19 protein-coding genes, 1 riboswitch and 2 other annotated features (1 of these 22 only partly in view) are annotated in these 19,584 nt (G+C 33.0%); of the genes, 1 reads left to right on the top strand and 18 read right to left on the bottom strand.

The window, feature by feature from the left end; genetic code table 11:
- Positions 1-22 (bottom strand) — a binding site (T-box leader); it reaches 220 nt to the left of the window's first position.
- A 59-nt stretch (positions 23-81) separates the two neighbouring features.
- The gene (locus tag AOB58_RS01565; RefSeq protein ID WP_064782852.1) at positions 82-660 is read left to right on the top strand and encodes a DNA-3-methyladenine glycosylase I; all 579 of its coding nucleotides are present in this window, start codon (positions 82-84) and stop codon (positions 658-660) included.
- A 219-nt stretch (positions 661-879) separates the two neighbouring features.
- On the opposite strand, the gene AOB58_RS01560 is transcribed toward AOB58_RS01565, so the two are convergent.
- The 18 genes from AOB58_RS01560 to thrS all read right to left on the bottom strand — a co-directional run bounded on the left by AOB58_RS01560 (position 880) and on the right by thrS (position 19,330).
- Positions 880-1,044 carry a hypothetical protein gene (locus AOB58_RS01560; RefSeq protein ID WP_155492511.1) on the bottom strand — a complete coding sequence of 55 codons (165 nt, stop codon included), beginning with the start codon at positions 1,042-1,044 and terminating at the stop codon, positions 880-882.
- Between the two features lie 214 nt (positions 1,045-1,258).
- Positions 1,259-2,329: an AbrB family transcriptional regulator gene (locus tag AOB58_RS01555; protein ID WP_064782851.1), complete on the bottom strand. Its 1,071-nt coding sequence runs from the start codon at positions 2,327-2,329 to the stop codon at positions 1,259-1,261.
- 95 nt (positions 2,330-2,424) lie between these two features.
- Positions 2,425-3,708: a glutamate-1-semialdehyde 2,1-aminomutase gene (hemL, locus tag AOB58_RS01550; protein ID WP_064782850.1), complete on the bottom strand. Its 1,284-nt coding sequence runs from the start codon at positions 3,706-3,708 to the stop codon at positions 2,425-2,427.
- A 14-nt stretch (positions 3,709-3,722) separates the two neighbouring features.
- On the bottom strand, positions 3,723-4,700 hold the full coding sequence (hemB, locus tag AOB58_RS01545) for a porphobilinogen synthase (RefSeq protein ID WP_021339098.1): 978 nt from the start codon (positions 4,698-4,700) through the stop codon (positions 3,723-3,725).
- Positions 4,690-5,376: a uroporphyrinogen-III synthase gene (locus AOB58_RS01540; protein WP_002507388.1), complete on the bottom strand. Its 687-nt coding sequence runs from the start codon at positions 5,374-5,376 to the stop codon at positions 4,690-4,692. Before AOB58_RS01540 ends, hemB begins: the two co-directional genes overlap by 11 nt.
- A gap of 18 nt (positions 5,377-5,394) precedes the next feature.
- Positions 5,395-6,321, bottom strand: a complete 927-nt coding sequence (gene hemC, locus AOB58_RS01535; protein ID WP_064782849.1) for a hydroxymethylbilane synthase — start codon at positions 6,319-6,321, stop codon at positions 5,395-5,397.
- 56 nt (positions 6,322-6,377) lie between these two features.
- Positions 6,378-7,214 (bottom strand): cytochrome c biogenesis protein, encoded by an 837-nt coding sequence (ccsA, locus tag AOB58_RS01530; RefSeq protein ID WP_002507386.1) that lies wholly within the window; start codon positions 7,212-7,214, stop codon positions 6,378-6,380.
- Positions 7,215-7,235: 21 nt separating this feature from the next.
- Positions 7,236-8,567 (bottom strand): glutamyl-tRNA reductase, encoded by a 1,332-nt coding sequence (gene hemA / locus AOB58_RS01525; RefSeq protein ID WP_064782848.1) that lies wholly within the window; start codon positions 8,565-8,567, stop codon positions 7,236-7,238.
- A gap of 171 nt (positions 8,568-8,738) precedes the next feature.
- Positions 8,739-9,326 carry a ribosome biogenesis GTP-binding protein YihA/YsxC gene (yihA, locus tag AOB58_RS01520; protein ID WP_002507384.1) on the bottom strand — a complete coding sequence of 196 codons (588 nt, stop codon included), beginning with the start codon at positions 9,324-9,326 and terminating at the stop codon, positions 8,739-8,741.
- Between the two features lie 149 nt (positions 9,327-9,475).
- Positions 9,476-10,738 (bottom strand): ATP-dependent Clp protease ATP-binding subunit ClpX, encoded by a 1,263-nt coding sequence (gene clpX, locus AOB58_RS01515; RefSeq protein WP_064782847.1) that lies wholly within the window; start codon positions 10,736-10,738, stop codon positions 9,476-9,478.
- Positions 10,739-10,926: 188 nt separating this feature from the next.
- On the bottom strand, positions 10,927-12,237 hold the full coding sequence (tig, locus tag AOB58_RS01510; RefSeq protein WP_064782846.1) for a trigger factor: 1,311 nt from the start codon (positions 12,235-12,237) through the stop codon (positions 10,927-10,929).
- A gap of 171 nt (positions 12,238-12,408) precedes the next feature.
- On the bottom strand, positions 12,409-13,332 hold the full coding sequence (locus AOB58_RS01505; protein WP_021339095.1) for a hypothetical protein: 924 nt from the start codon (positions 13,330-13,332) through the stop codon (positions 12,409-12,411).
- A gap of 12 nt (positions 13,333-13,344) precedes the next feature.
- Positions 13,345-13,956: an NUDIX domain-containing protein gene (locus tag AOB58_RS01500; protein ID WP_021339094.1), complete on the bottom strand. Its 612-nt coding sequence runs from the start codon at positions 13,954-13,956 to the stop codon at positions 13,345-13,347.
- Between the two features lie 118 nt (positions 13,957-14,074).
- Positions 14,075-14,431 (bottom strand): 50S ribosomal protein L20, encoded by a 357-nt coding sequence (gene rplT, locus AOB58_RS01495; protein WP_002507379.1) that lies wholly within the window; start codon positions 14,429-14,431, stop codon positions 14,075-14,077.
- A 48-nt stretch (positions 14,432-14,479) separates the two neighbouring features.
- Entirely contained in the window at positions 14,480-14,680 is a 201-nt protein-coding gene (gene rpmI / locus AOB58_RS01490) for a 50S ribosomal protein L35 (protein ID WP_002507378.1), read from the bottom strand.
- Between the two features lie 26 nt (positions 14,681-14,706).
- Positions 14,707-15,234, bottom strand: coding sequence for a translation initiation factor IF-3 (infC, locus tag AOB58_RS01485; protein ID WP_002507377.1), 528 nt, complete (start codon positions 15,232-15,234; stop codon positions 14,707-14,709).
- Between the two features lie 22 nt (positions 15,235-15,256).
- Positions 15,257-15,385: a sequence feature (ribosomal protein L20 leader region), on the bottom strand.
- 61 nt (positions 15,386-15,446) lie between these two features.
- A complete protein-coding gene (locus AOB58_RS01480; protein WP_021339092.1) occupies positions 15,447-16,931 on the bottom strand; it encodes an amino acid permease in 1,485 nt (494 codons plus the stop codon).
- A gap of 217 nt (positions 16,932-17,148) precedes the next feature.
- Positions 17,149-17,321, bottom strand: a riboswitch (Lysine riboswitch).
- 71 nt (positions 17,322-17,392) lie between these two features.
- Positions 17,393-19,330: a threonine--tRNA ligase gene (gene thrS, locus AOB58_RS01475; RefSeq protein ID WP_002507375.1), complete on the bottom strand. Its 1,938-nt coding sequence runs from the start codon at positions 19,328-19,330 to the stop codon at positions 17,393-17,395.
- Between the last annotated feature and the right edge of the window lie 254 nt (positions 19,331-19,584).

The following is a 19,584-nucleotide window of genomic DNA, read 5'->3' as shown; positions in this document are numbered from 1 at the left end:
TCTTCCCAGTAGACAATATTTCTTTACTTAATTATAGTATAATGGATGTTAAGATAAGTCAATGGAATGGAGTGAAAATATATGAATGAATGCGCATTTGGGACAAAAGATCCAACCTATCTCGAATATCATGATGAAGTGTGGGGCCAACCACTTTATGATAGTTTGAAATTATTTAAACTGATGGCTTTAGAATCACAACATGCTGGTCTTTCCTGGTTAACAATTTTAAAGAAAAAAGCATCTTATGAAGCAGCTTTTTATGACTTTGATCCAGATCTTATCTCTAGAATGACAACAGATGATATAGATCGCTTGATGACATTTCCTAATATCGTGCATAATAGAAAAAAGATAGAAGCCATTGTAGGACAAGCAAAAGGATATTTTGAAATAGAAAAAGACTTCGGAAGTTTCAGCGATTTTCTTTGGTCATATGTAGATCACCAGCCCATCGATTGTGGATATACAAATCCAAGTGATCGTATAACTGTAGACACACGCGCTACGGAATTATCGAAAACATTAAAGCAGTATGGTTTTAAATTTTTAGGGCCAGTGACAGTTTATTCATTTTTAGAAGCTGCCGGTTTATATAATGCACACATGCAAGCATGTCCTAATAATCCAAAGCATTATCAGGGTAAAGGCTTTAGTTAGCCATATATTAATTCCTTTCAAGGAAGGTTTGTTTTTCAATTTTTTTACTATAATCCAACAAAGTTCTACGACCAAACTAAGAATATTTCTCTAGAAAATTAAAAAATGCCAACAAATCCATAAGGTTTTGTTGGCATTTTTAATTGTAAGTTCACAGAGTAACGATTCTACATTTTTTATTTTCAAATAAATAGTAAAGTCTTTAAAATTTCAAAACCTTTATAAATCTCGTTTTTTGTGACTATTTTTAACAATCTTTTTATTTTTATACAATCTAATTATAAGTAAAGTCAATAATACTGCGACGATACCTTTAACACTATCGTAAGTCAGTATGACATTGACCCATAGAAGAATAATGGCCATGATATAAATAAATTTCATAATATATGTTAGAAATACTTTATTACTTGTGACTTTTGTTTCACCATATTCACTCAAAAAGCAGAGTCACTTTAACTTTAAAAGTTATTTGATATGCCTATATCACATTTTCTAACACGGTCTCACCCTCTCTATATCATAGTATTGTGTATAAAAGTAGTAATATATAATTGTGCTGATATTGTTCAAATGTCTAATTAAAAATATCATCTGTTTAGTTAAGTTTTTTTTCCCGATGTTTCAAGAACACGTTTATCGCTGGAGCAATTAAGAATAAAATAAAGAATATTCTAAAGATATGATAACTAGAAATCAATGCGACATCCGCACCTGTTTCTAACGCTACAATAACAATTTGACTCATGCCACCTGGAGCAGCGCCCAAGAATAATTCATTTACTGAATGAGTCGAAAATGTAGAGATGATAAGCACCATTACGAAAGCTAATAATATGAGGAATGTATTTTGAAAAGCGATTGCGACGGCAATCCGTCCTTTCATCTGATCTAATAAGAGTGCAATTTGAACGCCAATTCTAATCATATATATGACTTGTGCAGCTGCAATAATATAATTATCTAATGTAAAGTTAGCACCTGTCAACAAATTCCAACATATTAAAATAAGAACTGGTGCAAGTATCTGTTTAGTTGGAAAATTAATTTTACCCATTATGACATAAACAATGATTACAGCTAGTGTCAAAAATATGATACTAGGAATTGATAAAGCTTCAGTCAATATTGCTGTTACTTCAGATCCACCAGTCGCTAATTCTTGTGCGTCTTTAAAAAAATATGAAATGAAAGGCACAAGAATAACCACAAATATAATTCTCGAAGTTTGGGTCAAACTTACTACCATAATATCTGCTTTTTTATTTTCTTCAGCCATAATCAACATTTGACTCAATGCGCCTGGAATGACACTAAGTATTGCTGTTTCAGTATTCACTTTTGCTATTTTTTTGAAAAAATAAGCAATGATTAATGCGAGACCAAGTAATAACACTGTAATTATCACAATGGTAAACCAATCATCTTTAATATCTAAAATAACTTCTTTAGTAAAAGTAGAGCCAATTTGAACACCTAATAACACTAAACCAATCTGACTTAGCCAAAATGGCCAATTTACTTCTAAATGCAAATATCTCACGCAGATGATACTTGCAATAATAGGACCAAACATAAATGGTAATAATATATGGGCCGCGTTAAGTATGAAACTTAAAAATAAGGCTAATGCTAAAACGATGATATTGTTTCTTAATTGCTTATTCATGTACTCACAACTTTCATAGGTATCATTATACTTCATTGTACTTTACATATAAAAGAGCCCGATCAACACATGGTTGTTCGGGCTAAAAATAAACTTTATACAATTCGACTTAGAGCAGTATCAAATGCTTGTATTGTTTGTTCAATATCAGCTTCTGTATGCGCTGTTGAAAGAAATGTTCCTTCAAATTGGGAAGGCGGTAAGAATACGCCTTCTTTTGCCATTTCTCTATACATTTGACTAAACAATTCTAAATCGCTCTTATTTGCTTGTTCAAAGTTTGTAACCGGCCCTGCATTTAAGAAATATCCTATCATAGAACCAGCACGATTTACAGTGATTGGCACATGATGTTTTGCAAAGACCTCTTTCAAACCTTCTTCTAATTTGTCACCTAATTTATTAAAATAATCATATGACTCAGGAGTTAATTGACTTAGTGTTTCATAACCACTTGTCATAGCTAATGGATTCCCTGATAACGTACCAGCTTGATAAATATCACCAGCTGGCGCAATTTGATCCATAATTTCTTTCTTACCACCAATAGCACCAACAGGCAAGCCACCACCGATTACTTTACCCAAACAAGTTAAATCTGGTGTTACATTAAAGTAACCTTGCGCACAATTGTATCCAACTCTAAACCCTGTCATCACTTCATCAAAAATAAGCAATGAACCATATTCTGTAGTGATGTCTCTTAAGCCTTGTAAAAATCCTTCAACTGGAGGTACAACGCCCATATTACCAGCTACAGGTTCTACTATAACACCAGCAATATCGTCTCCAAATTCTTCAAATGCGACTTTTAGCGCATCTAAGTCATTATATGGGACTGTGATTGTATTTTTTGCAATACCTTCAGGAACACCTGGAGAATCAGGTAAACCAAGTGTTGCGACGCCAGACCCTGCTTTGATTAATAGTGAGTCACTATGACCATGATAACAACCGATAAATTTAATGATTTTATTACGACCAGTATAACCACGTGCTAAGCGTAATGTATCAAGTGTTGCTTCAGTACCAGATGACACCATACGTATTTTTTCAATAGATGGCACACGATCAATAACGAGTTCGGCTAATTTATTTTCTTGGAGTGTGGAAGCACCGAAACTTGTCCCTTTATCCACTGCTTCATGAATTTTATCAATCACCTGCTTGTTTTTATGTCCTAAAATTAATGGTCCCCAACTTAGAACGTAATCGATGTATTCATTACCATCAATATCATATATTCTTGAACCTTCACCATGGTCCATAAATATTGCTGGTGTATCTACTGATTTGAAAGCTCTTACTGGACTATTGACACCGCCAGGCATCAATTGTTCAGCTTTTACCATCGCTTTTTCAGAATTTGTGTAACGCATTCTAAATAACCTCCTTATTGTTCATCAATATATTTACAAATATCTTTTGAAAAATACGTAATAATTAAATCTGCGCCTGCACGCTTCATTGAAATCATTTGTTCCATAACTACCGCTTTTTCATCAATCCAGCCATTTAGCGCTGCTGCTTTTGTCATGCTATATTCTCCACTTACATTATAAGCGACTACAGGTACGTTTGTAGTATTTCGAACATCTCTAATGATATCTAAGAAACTTAGAGCAGGTTTAACAATCATCATGTCTGCTCCTTCGTTTAAATCACTATCAAGCTCTCTAAGTGCTTCTCTTCTATTTGCAGGATCCATTTGATATGTTTTGCGATCACCAAACTGTGGTGCAGATTCTGCTGCATCACGGAATGGACCGAAGAAACTAGAAGAATATTTAATGCCATAACTCATAATTGGCACATTATAATAACCAGCTTCATCTAGACCCGCTCTAATTTCAGCAACGAATCCGTCCATCATGTTACTTGGCGCAATAATGTCAGCACCAGCTTCAACTTGAGAAATTGCAGTCTTAACAAGTAATGGTAGTGACTTATCATTATCAACATCTTTCGTCTCATGATTAATCACACCACAGTGACCATGGTCTGTATATTCACATAAACACGTATCCGCAATGATTAATAAGTCATTGTACATAGACTTCGCTTTTCTTGTTGCTTCTTGAATGATGCCGTTATGATCATAAGCACCTGTACCAACTTCATCTTTTTCATTTGGCACACCAAAAAACATGATGCCTCTTATACCTAATTCATACGCTTCTTTAATTTCTTCACCTAATAAATTTAAACTAATTTGGTAAATGCCAGGCATAGATTTAATTTCTGTTTTCACATTATCACGTTCAACTACAAAGATTGGATAAATTAAATCTTCTTTGCGAACGTGCGTTTCACTCACCATGTTTCTTAGTGATTTACTACTACGTAATCTTCTGTGTCTATCAAATTGCATTATCTTCCCAACTTTCTAAAGTTTTTTGAATTAATGATTCTAAAGTTTGAATTTCTGCCATCGTGCCCTGAACATTAAATGTATTTAATGTGTCCAATGTTTGTTGACCAATGACAAAATAATTATTAAAAGGTATATAGTGGTGACTTTCAAAAAAATATCGCACAGCTGAGGAACTCGCAAAAGTAATAGCATCTACTTTATTTTCAGCTATGAGATTTAAGACTTCATTTATATTCTCAGTATGTGGAACAGGTTTATATAAGTCAATTTTTCTAACTAAATAACCTTGCTGTTTTAAACCATTTTGTAATAAGGTTCTTGCTGCTGCGCTTGATGGTAGTAAAATGCGACTGCCTTTTACCGCTTCAAACTCCTCAAGAAAACCTTCTTGTGAATAATCTGTGGGACAAAACGAAACATCTAGACCTAAAGTTTTGCAATAATCAGCAGTTTTTTCACCAATTACTGCAATTTTTTGTATATTTAACTTATGTAAATATGATTGAAAATGTTTCACAGCTTTTTTAGACGAAAAAATAAGCCAGTCATAGTTAACATCTAGCAAATTCAAATCAAAGGATAAAGGCTCTACATCTATGAAGGGCTTGTGTAGAATACATGTATCTTCTTTGTTAAATTCACTAGTTTGTGTCATTACTATCACTGGTCTCATTATTTTCACCTCAAACGATTATTGTTCTTCGTTTAGTGCCTTTATTATTTCATATGCACCTTGTGCATTTAAAACTTCAGTTACTTTTTCACCGATTTCAACTGGATTCTCTCCACGCTCAGTATGCTCATAACGTTCTTTACCGTCTGGAGACATAATTAAGCCTGTGAATTCGATTATACCATCATTACTTTTCGTAGCATAGCCGCCGATTGGAACTTGGCAACTGCCGTTCATACGCTCTAAGAATGTTCTTTCAGCAGTAACACAATCCGCTACATCTTCATTGTGAACTTGCTTAAGTAATGCTAACAGCTCTTCATCATCCGCACGACATTCAATACCTAATGCGCCTTGTCCAATGGCTGGTATTAAAGTCTCTTTATCTAAATAAGTTGTCACGATATCATCTGACCAGCCCATACGTTTCAAACCGGCAGCTGCAAGTAAAATTGCATCAAAATCTTCAGTTTCTAACTTACTTAAACGTGTATCAATGTTGCCTCGTATCCATTTTATTTGTAATTTAGGATATTTCGCAAGTATTTGAGCACCACGGCGTAAAGAGCTTGTACCTACGATACTATTATCAGGAAGTTCATGTAAAGGGACATGATTCTTAGCAATGTACGCATCATATGGATTTTCACGATCTGGTATGCAACCTAGAGTTAATCCTTCTGGTATGACGCTAGGCACATCTTTTAAGGAATGTATCGCCATATCTATACCATGATCAAATAATTCATTTTGAATTTCTTTTACAAACAACCCTTTACCGCCTACTTTAGATAATTGTTTATCTATAATACGGTCACCTTTTGTTACTATTTCTTTAATTTCAATATCTAATTCTGGATCAACAGCTTTTAATTTTTCAATAAATTGTTGGCTTTGTGTTATAGCTAACTTACTTCTACGTGAACCAACGATTAACTTACGCATCAGGCGCAACCTCCTAGAAATGACTATATTTAACAATTAACCTTTTCTATCTGTAATCATATTCCTGTCCATTGATGAAAATCGGATATATGAGAAGCAAAAATCAAATTAATCATACTTAAGCAAAATAAGCTGAGATTAAAATAAATCAAATTATGTTTGCTTAACGTATGTCTTACTCTAAAGATGATATATATACCATACAGCAATGCAATAATTATAGACATCACTACTTTGGGATCATTCAATATGTGTAATCCTAAAGTATTTATACCCCATTGTGTACCTAATATGATACTTAATATGATAAATATAAAACCGATTAGACTACTATAAAACACAACTTGTTCTAGTGTAGCTACACTACCGATTCTAAAATATTTTTGATTAAATCTTTTTTGCTTTAAATTTTTATACTGTATTAAATATAATATACAATTGACAAATGCAAAAGCAAACAGGGCATAACTTATAATTGCAAAGGCAATATGTACTATTAACAATTCGTTTATAATACTTAATTTATCTCCTGCACTCTGATAATGCATAGGTTGAAACGTATTTATAGCAATTAATACAAAACCAATTAAATTAAATAAAAATATCGAAAAATTTATTTGCTTGATCACACTAATCACTATAGAAATAGAAATAATCAACCAAGCTAATGCAAAAAATACATCAAAAACATTACCTAATGGAATTTGTTTCGTTACATTAGCATAAATAGATAAAGAGATTGTTTGTAACACCCAAACAATCCCTAATGTAACAAAACCAATTTTTCTAACTTTATAATGCTTTTTCACAAAATCAAAAAAGTAACAAGCAATACTAAATAAATAAATTAATAATATAAGTTCATTTAATCTTATAAATGAAAATTCTTGCATATTATCACCATTTGCATATGCTTATTCAAAACTTAATATTTGACTAGTTGGCACTTCACTTCTTCTTTTTTTAGGTTCATAAGCTTGTTCAGCTTCAATGTCAAAAATGTTTTGAAACAGCTCTAATTTTTCGTTACTATTTCTATCATTACTCAATTCTTTTGCTTGTTTGATTGGATCTTTCAACATTTGATTTATGATACTTTTAGTATGTTTTGAAATGATTTTACGTTCTCTTTCACTTAGTGCAGGCAATTTTCTATCAATACTATTCATAGTATCTTCCTGTATATTCATAGCTTTTTCTCTTAAGGCACGAATAACAGGTACAACACCTAACATACTTACCCATTCATTATGTGCTACAATCTCACCAGGGATACGTTGCATAATGTCATTTGCTGCTATTTGACGTTCTCTAAGATTAGCATCCACTAATCCTTTCAAGTCATCTACATCATAATTAAATACATCTTGAACTGTATTAATATTAGGTTCTATGTCTCTTGGAACAGCAATATCTATTAAAACAAGTGAATCACTTTTACGTTCTGTTGAAATAGAACGCATCATATCATTTGTCACAATATATTCGTCTGAACTTGTTGAACTGATAACAATGTCCACATTAGCTAAAAGTTTTGGTAATGATTCCATTGATTCAAATTTCACATGATGTTTCATTGCTAATTTTTGAGCTTTACTCATTGTTCTATTAACAACTGTAATATCTGTGACACCTGAACCAATTAAATTCAAGAGTGATAATTCACTCATATCCCCTGCACCAATAATCAAAGCTTGCTTGTTGTCAATTTTGCCAAATACTTTTTTGCTTAGTTCAACAGCCGCATAAGAAACACTTACTGCATTGTCTGCAATATCTGTTTCATTATGAGCTTTTTTCGCAAAAGTAATTGCTTGTTTAAAAAGATGATTAAATATAGTACCTGTTGTATCTTCTTCTTGAGCTAATAAGAATGCATCTCTAATTTGTCCAAGAATTTGAGTTTCACCAAGAACAACAGAATCTAAGCCTGAAGTAACATGCAATAAATGATTTACTGCGTCGTCCCCCACTTTTACTTCAGTCATTTCTTTAATATCTTCAACATCAAATCCAAAAGATCTCGCTAAAAATCGTTGTATATAATAACGACCTGTATGAATTTGATCCGCAACTGCGTATACTTCTGTGCGATTACAAGTTGATAATATAACATTTTCTAAAATAGATTTTGTTTCAAATAAATCAACATTGGCTGAACGTATGGCATCATCTTTAAAAGCAACTTTTTCTCTCAATGCTACATCTGCTGTACGATGATTTATGCTAACCGCAATTAAATGCATTTATAACGCCCTCCATACATATTACAATAAGTAAATTATAACACAATTACGACATGAGTTAACCATCTTGCTCGAGTAAATTATAATTCTTCTAATTTACATTCAAAATGTTGACATAATTGTACTAAATTCAACCTATTTATAGCAAAACATATTTCTTCAATGTAATGATTACAAATAACTTTCAATCATATCCCATATTTTTTGTTGTTTGTCTTTTTTAATTGAAGAATAGCTTATAATCTCGTCCTCAGCTTCCATTTCTAATTTTTGCTGAATCTTCGCTAAATGCTTCTGTACTTTACCCTTAGCAATTTTATCTTCTTTCGTAGCTACAACTAGTGTTGGAATTTCATAGTATTTAAGATAATTGTACATAATAATATCGTCTTCTGTTGGGTTATGTCGTAAATCAACAAGTTGAATTACAAGCTTCAATGATTCTCTTTGTGAAATATATCTTTCAATCATTTTACCAAATGCTTCACGTTGCGATTTGCTTACTTTCGCATAGCCATAACCAGGCACATCAACAAATACAAGTTGATTATCTATATTATAGAAATTAAGTGTTTGTGTCTTACCAGGTCGTTGAGATGTTCTTGCCATATTCTTTCGACCAATCATACTATTGATAAACGTTGACTTACCTACGTTAGATCTACCACTTAGGCCAACTTCACTTAAACCGGTTTCTGGATACTGTTCCGGTTTTACTGCACTAATTAATAATTCTATTTCATTAGGATTAACTTTCATTATCGTCCCTCTTTTCTTCTTAACTCATTGTTTATTATATTACACTATGACTTATATGAATATGTATTTTTATTTTACCTATACTTTCTTTTTAAAAATAAATGCCCTAAGTTGCATATATACAACTTAGGGCATTCGATTCACCTAATTTAAGCAGAAGTTTGTTCCTTGTTTACAAGGTTGTCTTCTTTATCGTATAGTTCAGGATTTTTTTCTTCATTAATTGTTTCTTCTGTAATCACGACTTTTACAACACCTTCAGATGAAGGCACGTCATACATAATATCAATTAACGCTTCTTCTATAATTGAACGAAGACCACGTGCGCCTGTTTTACGTTCAATTGCTTTATCACTGATTGCAGATAATGCTTCGTCAGTAAATACCAACTCTACATCATCAAGCTCTAACATTTTAGTATATTGTTTCACTAAAGCATTTTTAGGCTGAGTTAGAATATTTTTCAGGGCGTCTACATCTAATGTTTCTAAGTTAGCAACAATAGGAACACGACCGATAAATTCTGGAATCAAACCGTAAGATTGTAAATCTTCAGGTCTGATTTGTTCAAGTATTGCATCTTCATCATATTTTGAAGCTTCACTACTTGCAAATCCGATTACTTTCTCACCTAATCTACGTTTAATTACTTCATCTATACCATCAAAGGCACCACCAAGAACAAATAAAATATTAGTTGTGTCAATTTGAATTAACTCTTGGTTAGGATGCTTACGACCGCCTTGCGGTGGTACGCTTGCAGTTGTACCTTCTAATATTTTAAGCAGTGCTTGTTGTACACCTTCACCAGATACATCACGAGTAATAGATGTATTTTCTGATTTTCTAGCTATTTTGTCAATTTCATCGACATAAATAATACCTTTTTCAGCTTTATCAATATCAAAATCAGCTGCTTGCATTAAGCGTAGTAAGATGTTTTCAACATCGTCACCTACGTAACCAGCTTCAGTTAAACTTGTAGCATCAGCAATTGCAAAAGGTACATCTAATGTTCTAGCTAATGTTTGTGCTAAAAGTGTTTTACCACTACCAGTAGGTCCAATTAAAGCGATATTACTTTTTTGTAATTCAACTTCATCTTCATTTGGTCCTAAATTCTGTACACGTTTATAATGATTGTAAACAGCTACAGCTAATGATTTCTTAGCCTTTTCTTGACCGATTACATAATCATTCAATTGGTTCATAATTTCTTTTGGAGTTGGTAATTCAGTTAACCCTTCAGGTTCCGATTGAGCTAATTCTTCTTCTACAATTTCTGAACATAACTCAATACACTCATTACAAATATAAACGCCACTTCCTGCAACTAGCTTTTTAACTTGATCTTGGTCTTTGCCACAGAAAGAACATTTTAAATTTTCTTCATCTTCGTTGAATTTGAACATTCTATTTACACCCCTATTCCCTAAAGACTATACTAAATAGCATTTTAATATGCAACTTACAACTTTCACAAGTTATTTGCTTTAAAAATAGTGTAGCAGATACATTATTTGAATGCATCTGCTACTGGTTTACTATATTAAACGACCAACATATAATTCACAAAATAATTTGCTCTTTTTATATTTAGTTACGCTTCAGTGTCATCTTTAGATGGTTCTACTAATTTTGCTTCTTTAACTAATAAATCGATAACATTTTGGATACGAACATCATTTTTAACGATATCAGTATTACCAAGTGTTTGTTTAATATCTTCTACTGACATATTAAATTGTCCACTCATTTTTTCTAGTTCTTTATCGATATCAGCGTCAGTTACTTCAATTTCTTCTGCATCAGCAATAGCAGTTAATGTTAAGTTTGTTTTAACACGTTCTTCTGCATCATCTTTCATTTGTTCTCTTAATTGCGACTCATCTTGACCAGAAATTTGGTAATAAGTTTCTAAATTAAGACCTTGTTGTTGCATACGTTGTCCAAATTCTTGAACCATACGATCTAACTCAGTGTTAATCATAGCGTCTGGAATTTCAACAGAAGCATTATTTGATGCTTTGCTAATTGCTTCTTCTTTTTGATTATTCTCAGCGTCAGTTTCTTTTTGCTCAGTTAGTTTTTTACGTAAGTTTTCTTTGTATTCATCAACAGTGTTTGCTTCTGCGTCTAATTCATTCGCAATCTCATCTGTTAGTTCTGGAACGTCTTTATATTTAATTTCATTTACTTTAGCTTTGAAAGTAGCTTCTTTTCCAGCTAATTCTTCAGCATGGTATTCTTCTGGGAAAGTTACAGTAACATCTTTTTCTTCTCCAATTTTAACACCAACTAATTGTTCTTCGAATCCTGGAATAAATGAACCTGAACCAATTTCAAGGTCATAGCCTTCAGCTTGTCCACCTTCAAATTGTTCGCCATCAACGTAACCATCAAAGTCGATGTTAACTGTGTCACCATCTTCAACAGCACCATCTTCTTTAACTACCATTTCAGCTAAGTGACCTAATTGGTGATCAATTGATTCTTGTAATTCTTCTTCAGTTAATTCAACATTTTGTTTTTCAATTTCAAGACCTTTATAGTCTCCTAACTCAATTTCAGGTTCAACTACTACACTCGCTTCGAATGTCATATCGCTACCTTTTTCCATTGTAGTTACATTGATTTCTGGTTGATCAACTGGTTTAATTCCAGTTTCGTCAATAGCTTCACCATAAGCTTCTGGTAATAAGATATCAACGGCATCTTGATATAGTGCTTCTACGCCAAAGCGTTGTTCAAAAATTTGGCGAGGTACTTTCCCTTTACGGAAACCTGGCACGTTTATTTGTTTAACTACTTTTTTGAAAGCTTGATCAATTGCTTTGTCTACTTTTTCTGCTGGAACTGTAACGGTTAATACTCCTTCGTTACCTTCCTTTTTTTCCCAAGTTGCTGTCATGTATAAAAACCTCCATGAATATCCTATTTTATTTTTTCAACTTCATTATTATATCATACGTCAATGCTCTACACAAACACTGAGTTTACAAATAATATTGAATGAATAATTGAAATTAATTTAATTATTATTTTACTATTATTATTAATTACCCAAAAATTTAAACATTAATTATTCATGCATATCAATTGAAGTAATTAAATTAACAATAGTATTAGTTGTGTCTAAGCTTTCTAAACCTAACATTGATTTGAAATAGTTTGTGTAAGCTTCAATCCATTCATTTTCAGATGCTATGCTCTCTATGTCTAACGGGTAAAGTAAAATAGCATGGTTGTTCATAAGATGAAGTGCTTCTTCTACAATTTGTGCTGCATCATCTTCCATTTGCTTAATGACTTCTGGAATAATTTTAATCTTAAACAGCGTTTGTTCAAGACCGGAAAGATGATTTGGATTCACTTCAACTGTATAACCAAATTTCTGAACACGAATGTTTTGATTGTATCCGGCAAAACGTAAATATTCAAGCATTATACTCACAACATTCGGTGCAAGTTCAATTTCATTAATAATATTTACCACTGTTTCTTGATAACGATACTGATTATGATCTATTAAAGTTAAGATTGTACTAATTTGTTCACGTAATGACAACGACTCAAAATCACGGAGCATTTCTGCTGCATGCGCATTATGTTTATCAATTTGACTTAGGGCATATTCTTTTAATGGAAATAGTTCCATTCTCGTTTTATGATCGTTGACTTCATCAATAATTTGATTAATGACGTCAACGACTTCAAAATATTGTCCTAACCCGTTTAAACTTTTTACATAATAAACCATAAGGTCATCATACTTAGTAATACCTTGTTTCAGTAAAATAATAGCTTCTTCACGCAATTCAAGATAATGTCCCATTTTGTATAACATGGCACATTTCAATAGAGACATTTGCTCATCTAATTCAAATTGTTTTTCAAAATCTTCAAACAGGTCATACATTTGATCTAATTCATTATTGTTAAAAGATTGTTTGATTTCTCTTATTAGTTTATCTTTTGAACGTGGAAAGGGAATGATATCAGACATTTTTATGCACCTCTATTGTATTGACTGTAATATTAACGTACTCCATGTTTCAAAATCATCATAATTATCTATTTTACTTTGATTCACCCATTTTATTTTTAAAGTATCTGTTTCTTTAGCTTCAACATCATTACTATTCACTTTAATTTTGAACACTACACCTAAATGAACTTCGCCAACTTCATTTGTATCATCATTAATAAAACCTATGTATGCTAAATTTTGTGTTTTACTATCTGACAGACCTACTTCTTCTTCAAGTTCTCTTTGTGCATTAATGCGCAATACTTCATTGATAGATTCAGCACCTTTTACATCGTTCATATGTCCACCGACACCGATTGAAGATTGACCATGCAAACGTGATTCTCCACCACCTGCTAATCTCTCATACACTAAAATTTCATCATTCTCATTTTCTAAAATACAATAAGATACCAATTGTTTATATGTCGGATCTTCCTCCATATCTCCACGACGCTTAATTTCATACTTTGAAAGTGCGTCAAAGATATCTTGACCCTTTTCAGAATTTTTATCAAGAAAACCGTTAAATTGATTCTTTTCACTATTAAATAAAATTGTTCTTGGTACTACCGTAATCATTTCATCAAATTTAGACATAAATTTCTCCTTCATATATGGCTTCTAAGCCATTTTATCAAATGATAGTTATTTATCAAAACGTTAATAGATACAAAAATAAAGAGATGTACGAATTGTACATCTCTTTATTTGAGAATTATTTTAAAGCGTCTTTAGCTTTAGCAACTAATTCACCGAAAGCTTTTTCATCTGAAATAGCAATTTCAGAAAGCATTTTACGGTTAACATCGATTCCAGCTTTTTTCAAACCGTTCATTAATCTTGAATAGCTCATGTCATGTTGACGTGCAGCTCCATTAATACGTGTAATCCATAATCTACGGAAATCACGTTTTCTTTGACGACGGTCGCGGAATGCGTACTGTCCTGATTTCATTACTTGTTGTTTTGCTACTTTATATAAAGTTCTTTTTGAACCAAAGTAACCTTTAGCTAATTTAATCGTCTTTTTACGACGAGCTCTTGTTACCGTTCCACCTTTAACACGTGGCATAATAAATTCCTCCTCAAAATATCTTCAATCTTTTTTATCTGTCGTTACTTATTTTTTATAAGCTAATAATTGTTTAACGCGTTTCATATCTGATTTGCTCACTAATGAAGCTTTACGTAATTTACGTTTTTGTTTAGTTGTTTTGTTTGCAAACATATGTGAAGTGAAAGCTCTAGAACGTTTTAATTTACCTGAACCAGTTCTTTTAACACGTTTTGCTGCTCCACGGTGTGTTTTCATTTTAGGCATGATTCAATTCCTCCTGTAGTATCTTTTTATTTTTCGTTAAGTGGGTTAAGCATGATGAACATTTGGCGTCCATCCATTTTAGGTCTTTGCCCAATTGTAGCGATATCTTTACATTCTTCTGCAAATTTTTCTAATACGCGTTGACCAATTTCTTTATGCGTAATAGCACGCCCTCTGAAACGAATTGAAACTTTACATTTGTCGCCTTTTTCTAAGAATTTACGTCCGTTCTTCAATTTAGTTTGGAAATCATGTTCCTCAATTGTTGGACTTAAACGAATTTCTTTAAGGTTAATAACTTTTTGTTTCTTCTTCATTTCTTTTTCTTTTTTCTGTTGTTCGAATTTGTACTTACCATAATCCATGATTTTCGCAACAGGTGGTTTAGCGTTAGGCGACATAATAACTACATCGAGTTCTACGCGCTCTGCCATTTCTAAAGCTTCTGCTTTAGATTTAATACCGATCTGTTCTCCGTCATGTCCGATTAAACGTAATTCTTTTGCACGAATCTTTTCGTTAACTTGAGTCTGATCTTTTGCTATGGTTGACACCTCCAAGATTTTTACGAAATTATCCCAAGAAAAAGAGCGAGTATATAATATACCCGCTCTTCTTTACACACAACAATGTCGTATGTATATAGACCTGCCAACTACTATTAGTGTCGCAACAGGTGAGAAGCGGGAGCTTCTACTTGGTTCGTTTCGTATTCAACATTACCTATCTTAGCAACAATTCATTAGCAAGTCAACAACTTTTCTATTTATTTATCGTCCATTTTAACATTTTGTCTTAAATCCACTTGTTCTAATGGTATTATTTTTGTTTTATAACGTAGTTTATGATAAATGAAGAATGCTAAGAATACTGGAATACCCATATATGTGATAACAAATCTATTGAGATCAAAATCTCCTGATTGGATGAAATCAACATCTTGTCCAATAATTACAAGTACACACAAGACACCTGCAAAAATAGGCCCGAATGGGAATAATTTAGCTTTATATTTTAATTTTGATTTATCATAGTTTTGTTTATCAAAAGCTTTTCTAAATCTGTAATGACTGACTGCAATACCAACCCATGCAATAAAACCAGTCAGACCACTTGCAGCAACGATATATTCATAAGCGTCACCGCTTAAATGTTGTAATACAAAGATAATTACTACGATTACTGCTGTAGCGAGTAATGATACATACGGTACACCACTTCTATTTGTTTTACCAAATATAGGATATGCAAGCTTATCTTTACTCATTGAATATAGCATACGTGTTGAAGCATACATACCTGAGTTACCTGCTGATAATACCGAAGTCAGTATAACAGCATTCATGAATGAGGCTGCAAATGCTAGCCCTGCATTTTGGAATACAAGTGTAAATGGTGAAGTTGAAATATCATCTCCGCCACCCATAAGTGATGGACTATCGTATGGTATCAACATACCAATTACAAAGATTGCAAGAATATAGAATATCAATATTCTCCAGAACACTTGTTTAATTGCCTTAGGAACCGCGCGCTCTGGATTTTCAGACTCTCCTGCTGTAATACCAATAAGTTCAGTACCTTGGAATGAAAAGCCTGCTACCAAGAACACACCTAAAATCGCTAAGATACTTCCTCCAAAGCCATCACCTAAAATAGGACCACTACCTTGAGTGAACGTGTCAAAACCAACAAACTCTCCACCCATGATACCAACTATTGTCAATAAACCGATTGCAATAAAGATAATCACAGTAACTACTTTAATCAAAGCAAACCAATATTCACTTTCGCCAAATACTCTAACGGACAATGCATTCAGTCCAAATATAATAATTAAGAATAGACAGCTCCAACTCCAAGCTGGAATACCTGACATTGGTGTCCAATACTGTATTACTTGTGCAGCAATCGTTACATCGGCTGCAACAGTAATTACCCAGTTAAACCAATAGTTCCAACCTAATGCGAATCCTAGAGATGGATCAACAAAACGTGTAGCATATGTACTAAATGATCCTGACACTGGTAAATATGTTGCCATTTCTCCTAGAGAAGTCATGAGGAAGAATACCATCGCTCCAATGATTGCGAAGGCTAAGAGCGCACCTAAACCACCTGCATCATGTATTGCACCACCAGAAGTCATAAATAAACCAGTCCCAATACAACCTCCAATTGCAATCATGGATATATGGCGATCTTTCAGCCCCCTTTGAACACCATCATTTTGATTCACTTGTTTTGCCATAGACGCTTCCCTTCCTTAAATATAGAGGTTAACTTACTATATGATTAAGATTCATACTATTTATAGTTTGAGCAGTAGTTCATTGTAATTAACTATATGAATTACACAACAATTATAATTTTCGCTCTTTCCCGTTAACGTATTTATGATAATCATTTGACTAAAAATAAAATGGTTGCATACCTATTAGATATGCAACCATTTTAATAATAGCATTTATATAGGTAGCACATCACATATGTGACAGTCCAGTTTCTTTCGATAACTGGCCCAACCTGTATAGTTAATGGACAATACAAGTTTCGGCATCTTCACCTTTCTATTATTCAACATATGCCCCATTCGGCTTCTGAATAATTACTCATTGAAAATGCAACCTCTAACTCAAATTTAATTTTAATATGAATGTGAACTAACTTCACTATTCTGTAATATACATGATTTCTTCAAGAGTTTCAAGACTATCTTTGTTTTTTCAATCTAATCTCATCGAGTAAATTCCAAATGAATTCTTCTTTTTCTAACGTTTCTTGATCTTGGGAACCATATTTTCGTACATTTACTTCATTGTTTTCTACTTCTTTGTCCCCTACAACGAGTTGGTAAGGTATTTTTTGCATTTGTGCTTCTCTAATTTTATAACCCATTTTTTCATTACGATCATCAATTTCAACTCTTACACCTTGAGATTTAAGCTCGTCTTGAATGTGTCTAGCATAATCATAATGTAAATCAACGTTAACAGGTATAATTTCTACTTGTTTTGGTGCTAACCATGCAGGGAATGCACCTTTTGTTTCTTCAGTTAAGAATGCGACGAAACGTTCCATAGTAGATACTACACCACGGTGAATGACTACTGGTCTATGTTGTTCTCCATCATTACCAATATAAGTTAAATCAAATTTCTCTGGTAACAAGAAGTCTAATTGGGCTGTAGATAATGTTTCTTCTTTGCCCATAGCAGTTTGAACTTGTACGTCAAGTTTCGGACCATAGAAGGCTGCTTCGCCTACTGCTTCTTCATAATCTAAACCAAGTTCGTCTACCGCTTCTTTCAACATACTTTCTGCTTTATTCCACATGTCATCGTCATCGAAATATTTTTCTTTATCTTCAGGATCTCTATAACTTACACGGAACTTATAATTTTCAAAGTTGAAATCTTTGTATACATCAACAATTAAATTTACAACACGTTTGAACTCTTCTTTAATTTGGTCCGGACGTACAAAAATATGCGCATCATTTAATGTCATTCCGCGGACACGTTGTAAACCAGAAACCGCACCACTCGCTTCATAACGATGCATAGTACCTAATTCAGCAATTCTAATAGGCAATTCACGATATGAATGTGGTTTATTTGCATAAATCATCATATGGTGCGGACAGTTCATTGGTCTTAAGACCATTTCTTCATGTTCATCTAATTTCATTGTTGGGAACATGTCTTCTTGATAATGGTCCCAATGACCTGATGTTTTGTATAAATCAACGTTGGCCATTACAGGAGTATAAACATGGTCATAACCCATACTTACTTCTTTATCTACAATATAACGTTCAATTTCACGACGAATTGTAGCACCGTTAGGCAACCAAAGTGGCAAACCTGCACCTACTAAAGGGTTGTTAGCAAATAGTTCTAAATCTTTGCCAATTTTACGGTGATCACGCTCTTTGCGTTCCTCCAACATTTTCAAATGTGCTTTCAATTCTTTTTTATCGAAAAATGCTGTGCCGTATATACGTTGTAACATTTTATTGTCACTATTTCCACGCCAATAAGCACCAGCTGTAGATAATAATTTAAATTCTTTTATTTTAGAAGTAGATGGTACATGAACACCACGACATAAATCAGTGAACTCTCCTTGGGAATATAAAGTCACATTTTCATCTTCTGGAATAGCATCGATTAATTCTTGCTTATATGGGTCGTCTGAGAAAAATGATTTAGCTTCATTTCTAGAAACCACTTTACGTTCAATTGGATAGTTTTCATTAACAATTTGTTTCATTGTTTTTTCTATTTTTTCAAAATCATCTGATGAAATACTTTCTTCCATATCAAAGTCATAATAAAATCCACCATCAATTACCGGACCAACACCAAAATGAACATTACCATAGAGGCGTTTTAAGGCTTGTGCCATAAGATGTGCAGTAGAATGACGTAATACTTCTAGCGCTTCATCAGAACCAGGTGTAACGATTTCAATTGAGCCATCTTCGTCAATTGGTCTAGTTAAATCAATGAGTTGTCCATTTAATTTACCAGCTACAGCTTTTTTTCTTAATCCTGGACTTATAGAATGTGCAATATCTTCTGTAGTTGTACCTTTATCAAACACTTTTGAATTGCCATCTGGAAATTTAATATTTATTTGCTCCATAAAAACCCTCCTATTTATTCAAGCACTTAAATCAAAATGAAATGATGTTTATACTGAATTAGACTCAAAAACAAAAAGACCCCATCCCTAAAAAGGGACGAGGTCTTCGCGGTACCACCCTAAATTAAAGTTATGATGTAATAACTTTACTCTACGTAAGATAACGGTCTTGAGCCGGATGTTCATTACAACATCAATTATGAAGTAGTAATGAATAAACTTACTTACCAGCATCTCATCTTTTACTGGTTCTC

The organism is Staphylococcus sp. AntiMn-1 (assembly GCF_001663395.1).
Lineage (GTDB): Bacteria > Bacillota > Bacilli > Staphylococcales > Staphylococcaceae > Staphylococcus > Staphylococcus equorum.
The sequence above is the reverse complement of the archived record's forward strand: the minus strand, read 5'-3'. Positions and strand labels throughout refer to the sequence as shown.

What these genes read in the sequence shown, in the direction of transcription:
- AOB58_RS01565 (WP_064782852.1), top strand. Translation starts at nt 82, where the DNA reads ATGAATGAATGCGCATTTGGGACAAAAGATCCAACCTATCTCGAATAT.
- AOB58_RS01560 (WP_155492511.1), bottom strand. Translation starts at nt 1,044, where the DNA reads ATGAAATTTATTTATATCATGGCCATTATTCTTCTATGGGTCAATGTC.
- AOB58_RS01555 (WP_064782851.1), bottom strand. Translation starts at nt 2,329, where the DNA reads ATGAATAAGCAATTAAGAAACAATATCATCGTTTTAGCATTAGCCTTA.
- hemL (WP_064782850.1), bottom strand. Translation starts at nt 3,708, where the DNA reads ATGCGTTACACAAATTCTGAAAAAGCGATGGTAAAAGCTGAACAATTG.
- hemB (WP_021339098.1), bottom strand. Translation starts at nt 4,700, where the DNA reads ATGCAATTTGATAGACACAGAAGATTACGTAGTAGTAAATCACTAAGA.
- AOB58_RS01540 (WP_002507388.1), bottom strand. Translation starts at nt 5,376, where the DNA reads ATGAGACCAGTGATAGTAATGACACAAACTAGTGAATTTAACAAAGAA.
- hemC (WP_064782849.1), bottom strand. Translation starts at nt 6,321, where the DNA reads ATGCGTAAGTTAATCGTTGGTTCACGTAGAAGTAAGTTAGCTATAACA.
- ccsA (WP_002507386.1), bottom strand. Translation starts at nt 7,214, where the DNA reads ATGCAAGAATTTTCATTTATAAGATTAAATGAACTTATATTATTAATT.
- hemA (WP_064782848.1), bottom strand. Translation starts at nt 8,567, where the DNA reads ATGCATTTAATTGCGGTTAGCATAAATCATCGTACAGCAGATGTAGCA.
- yihA (WP_002507384.1), bottom strand. Translation starts at nt 9,326, where the DNA reads ATGAAAGTTAATCCTAATGAAATAGAATTATTAATTAGTGCAGTAAAA.
- clpX (WP_064782847.1), bottom strand. Translation starts at nt 10,738, where the DNA reads ATGTTCAAATTCAACGAAGATGAAGAAAATTTAAAATGTTCTTTCTGT.
- tig (WP_064782846.1), bottom strand. Translation starts at nt 12,237, where the DNA reads ATGACAGCAACTTGGGAAAAAAAGGAAGGTAACGAAGGAGTATTAACC.
- AOB58_RS01505 (WP_021339095.1), bottom strand. Translation starts at nt 13,332, where the DNA reads ATGTCTGATATCATTCCCTTTCCACGTTCAAAAGATAAACTAATAAGA.
- AOB58_RS01500 (WP_021339094.1), bottom strand. Translation starts at nt 13,956, where the DNA reads ATGTCTAAATTTGATGAAATGATTACGGTAGTACCAAGAACAATTTTA.
- rplT (WP_002507379.1), bottom strand. Translation starts at nt 14,431, where the DNA reads ATGCCACGTGTTAAAGGTGGAACGGTAACAAGAGCTCGTCGTAAAAAG.
- rpmI (WP_002507378.1), bottom strand. Translation starts at nt 14,680, where the DNA reads ATGCCTAAAATGAAAACACACCGTGGAGCAGCAAAACGTGTTAAAAGA.
- AOB58_RS01480 (WP_021339092.1), bottom strand. Translation starts at nt 16,931, where the DNA reads ATGGCAAAACAAGTGAATCAAAATGATGGTGTTCAAAGGGGGCTGAAA.
- thrS (WP_002507375.1), bottom strand. Translation starts at nt 19,330, where the DNA reads ATGGAGCAAATAAATATTAAATTTCCAGATGGCAATTCAAAAGTGTTT.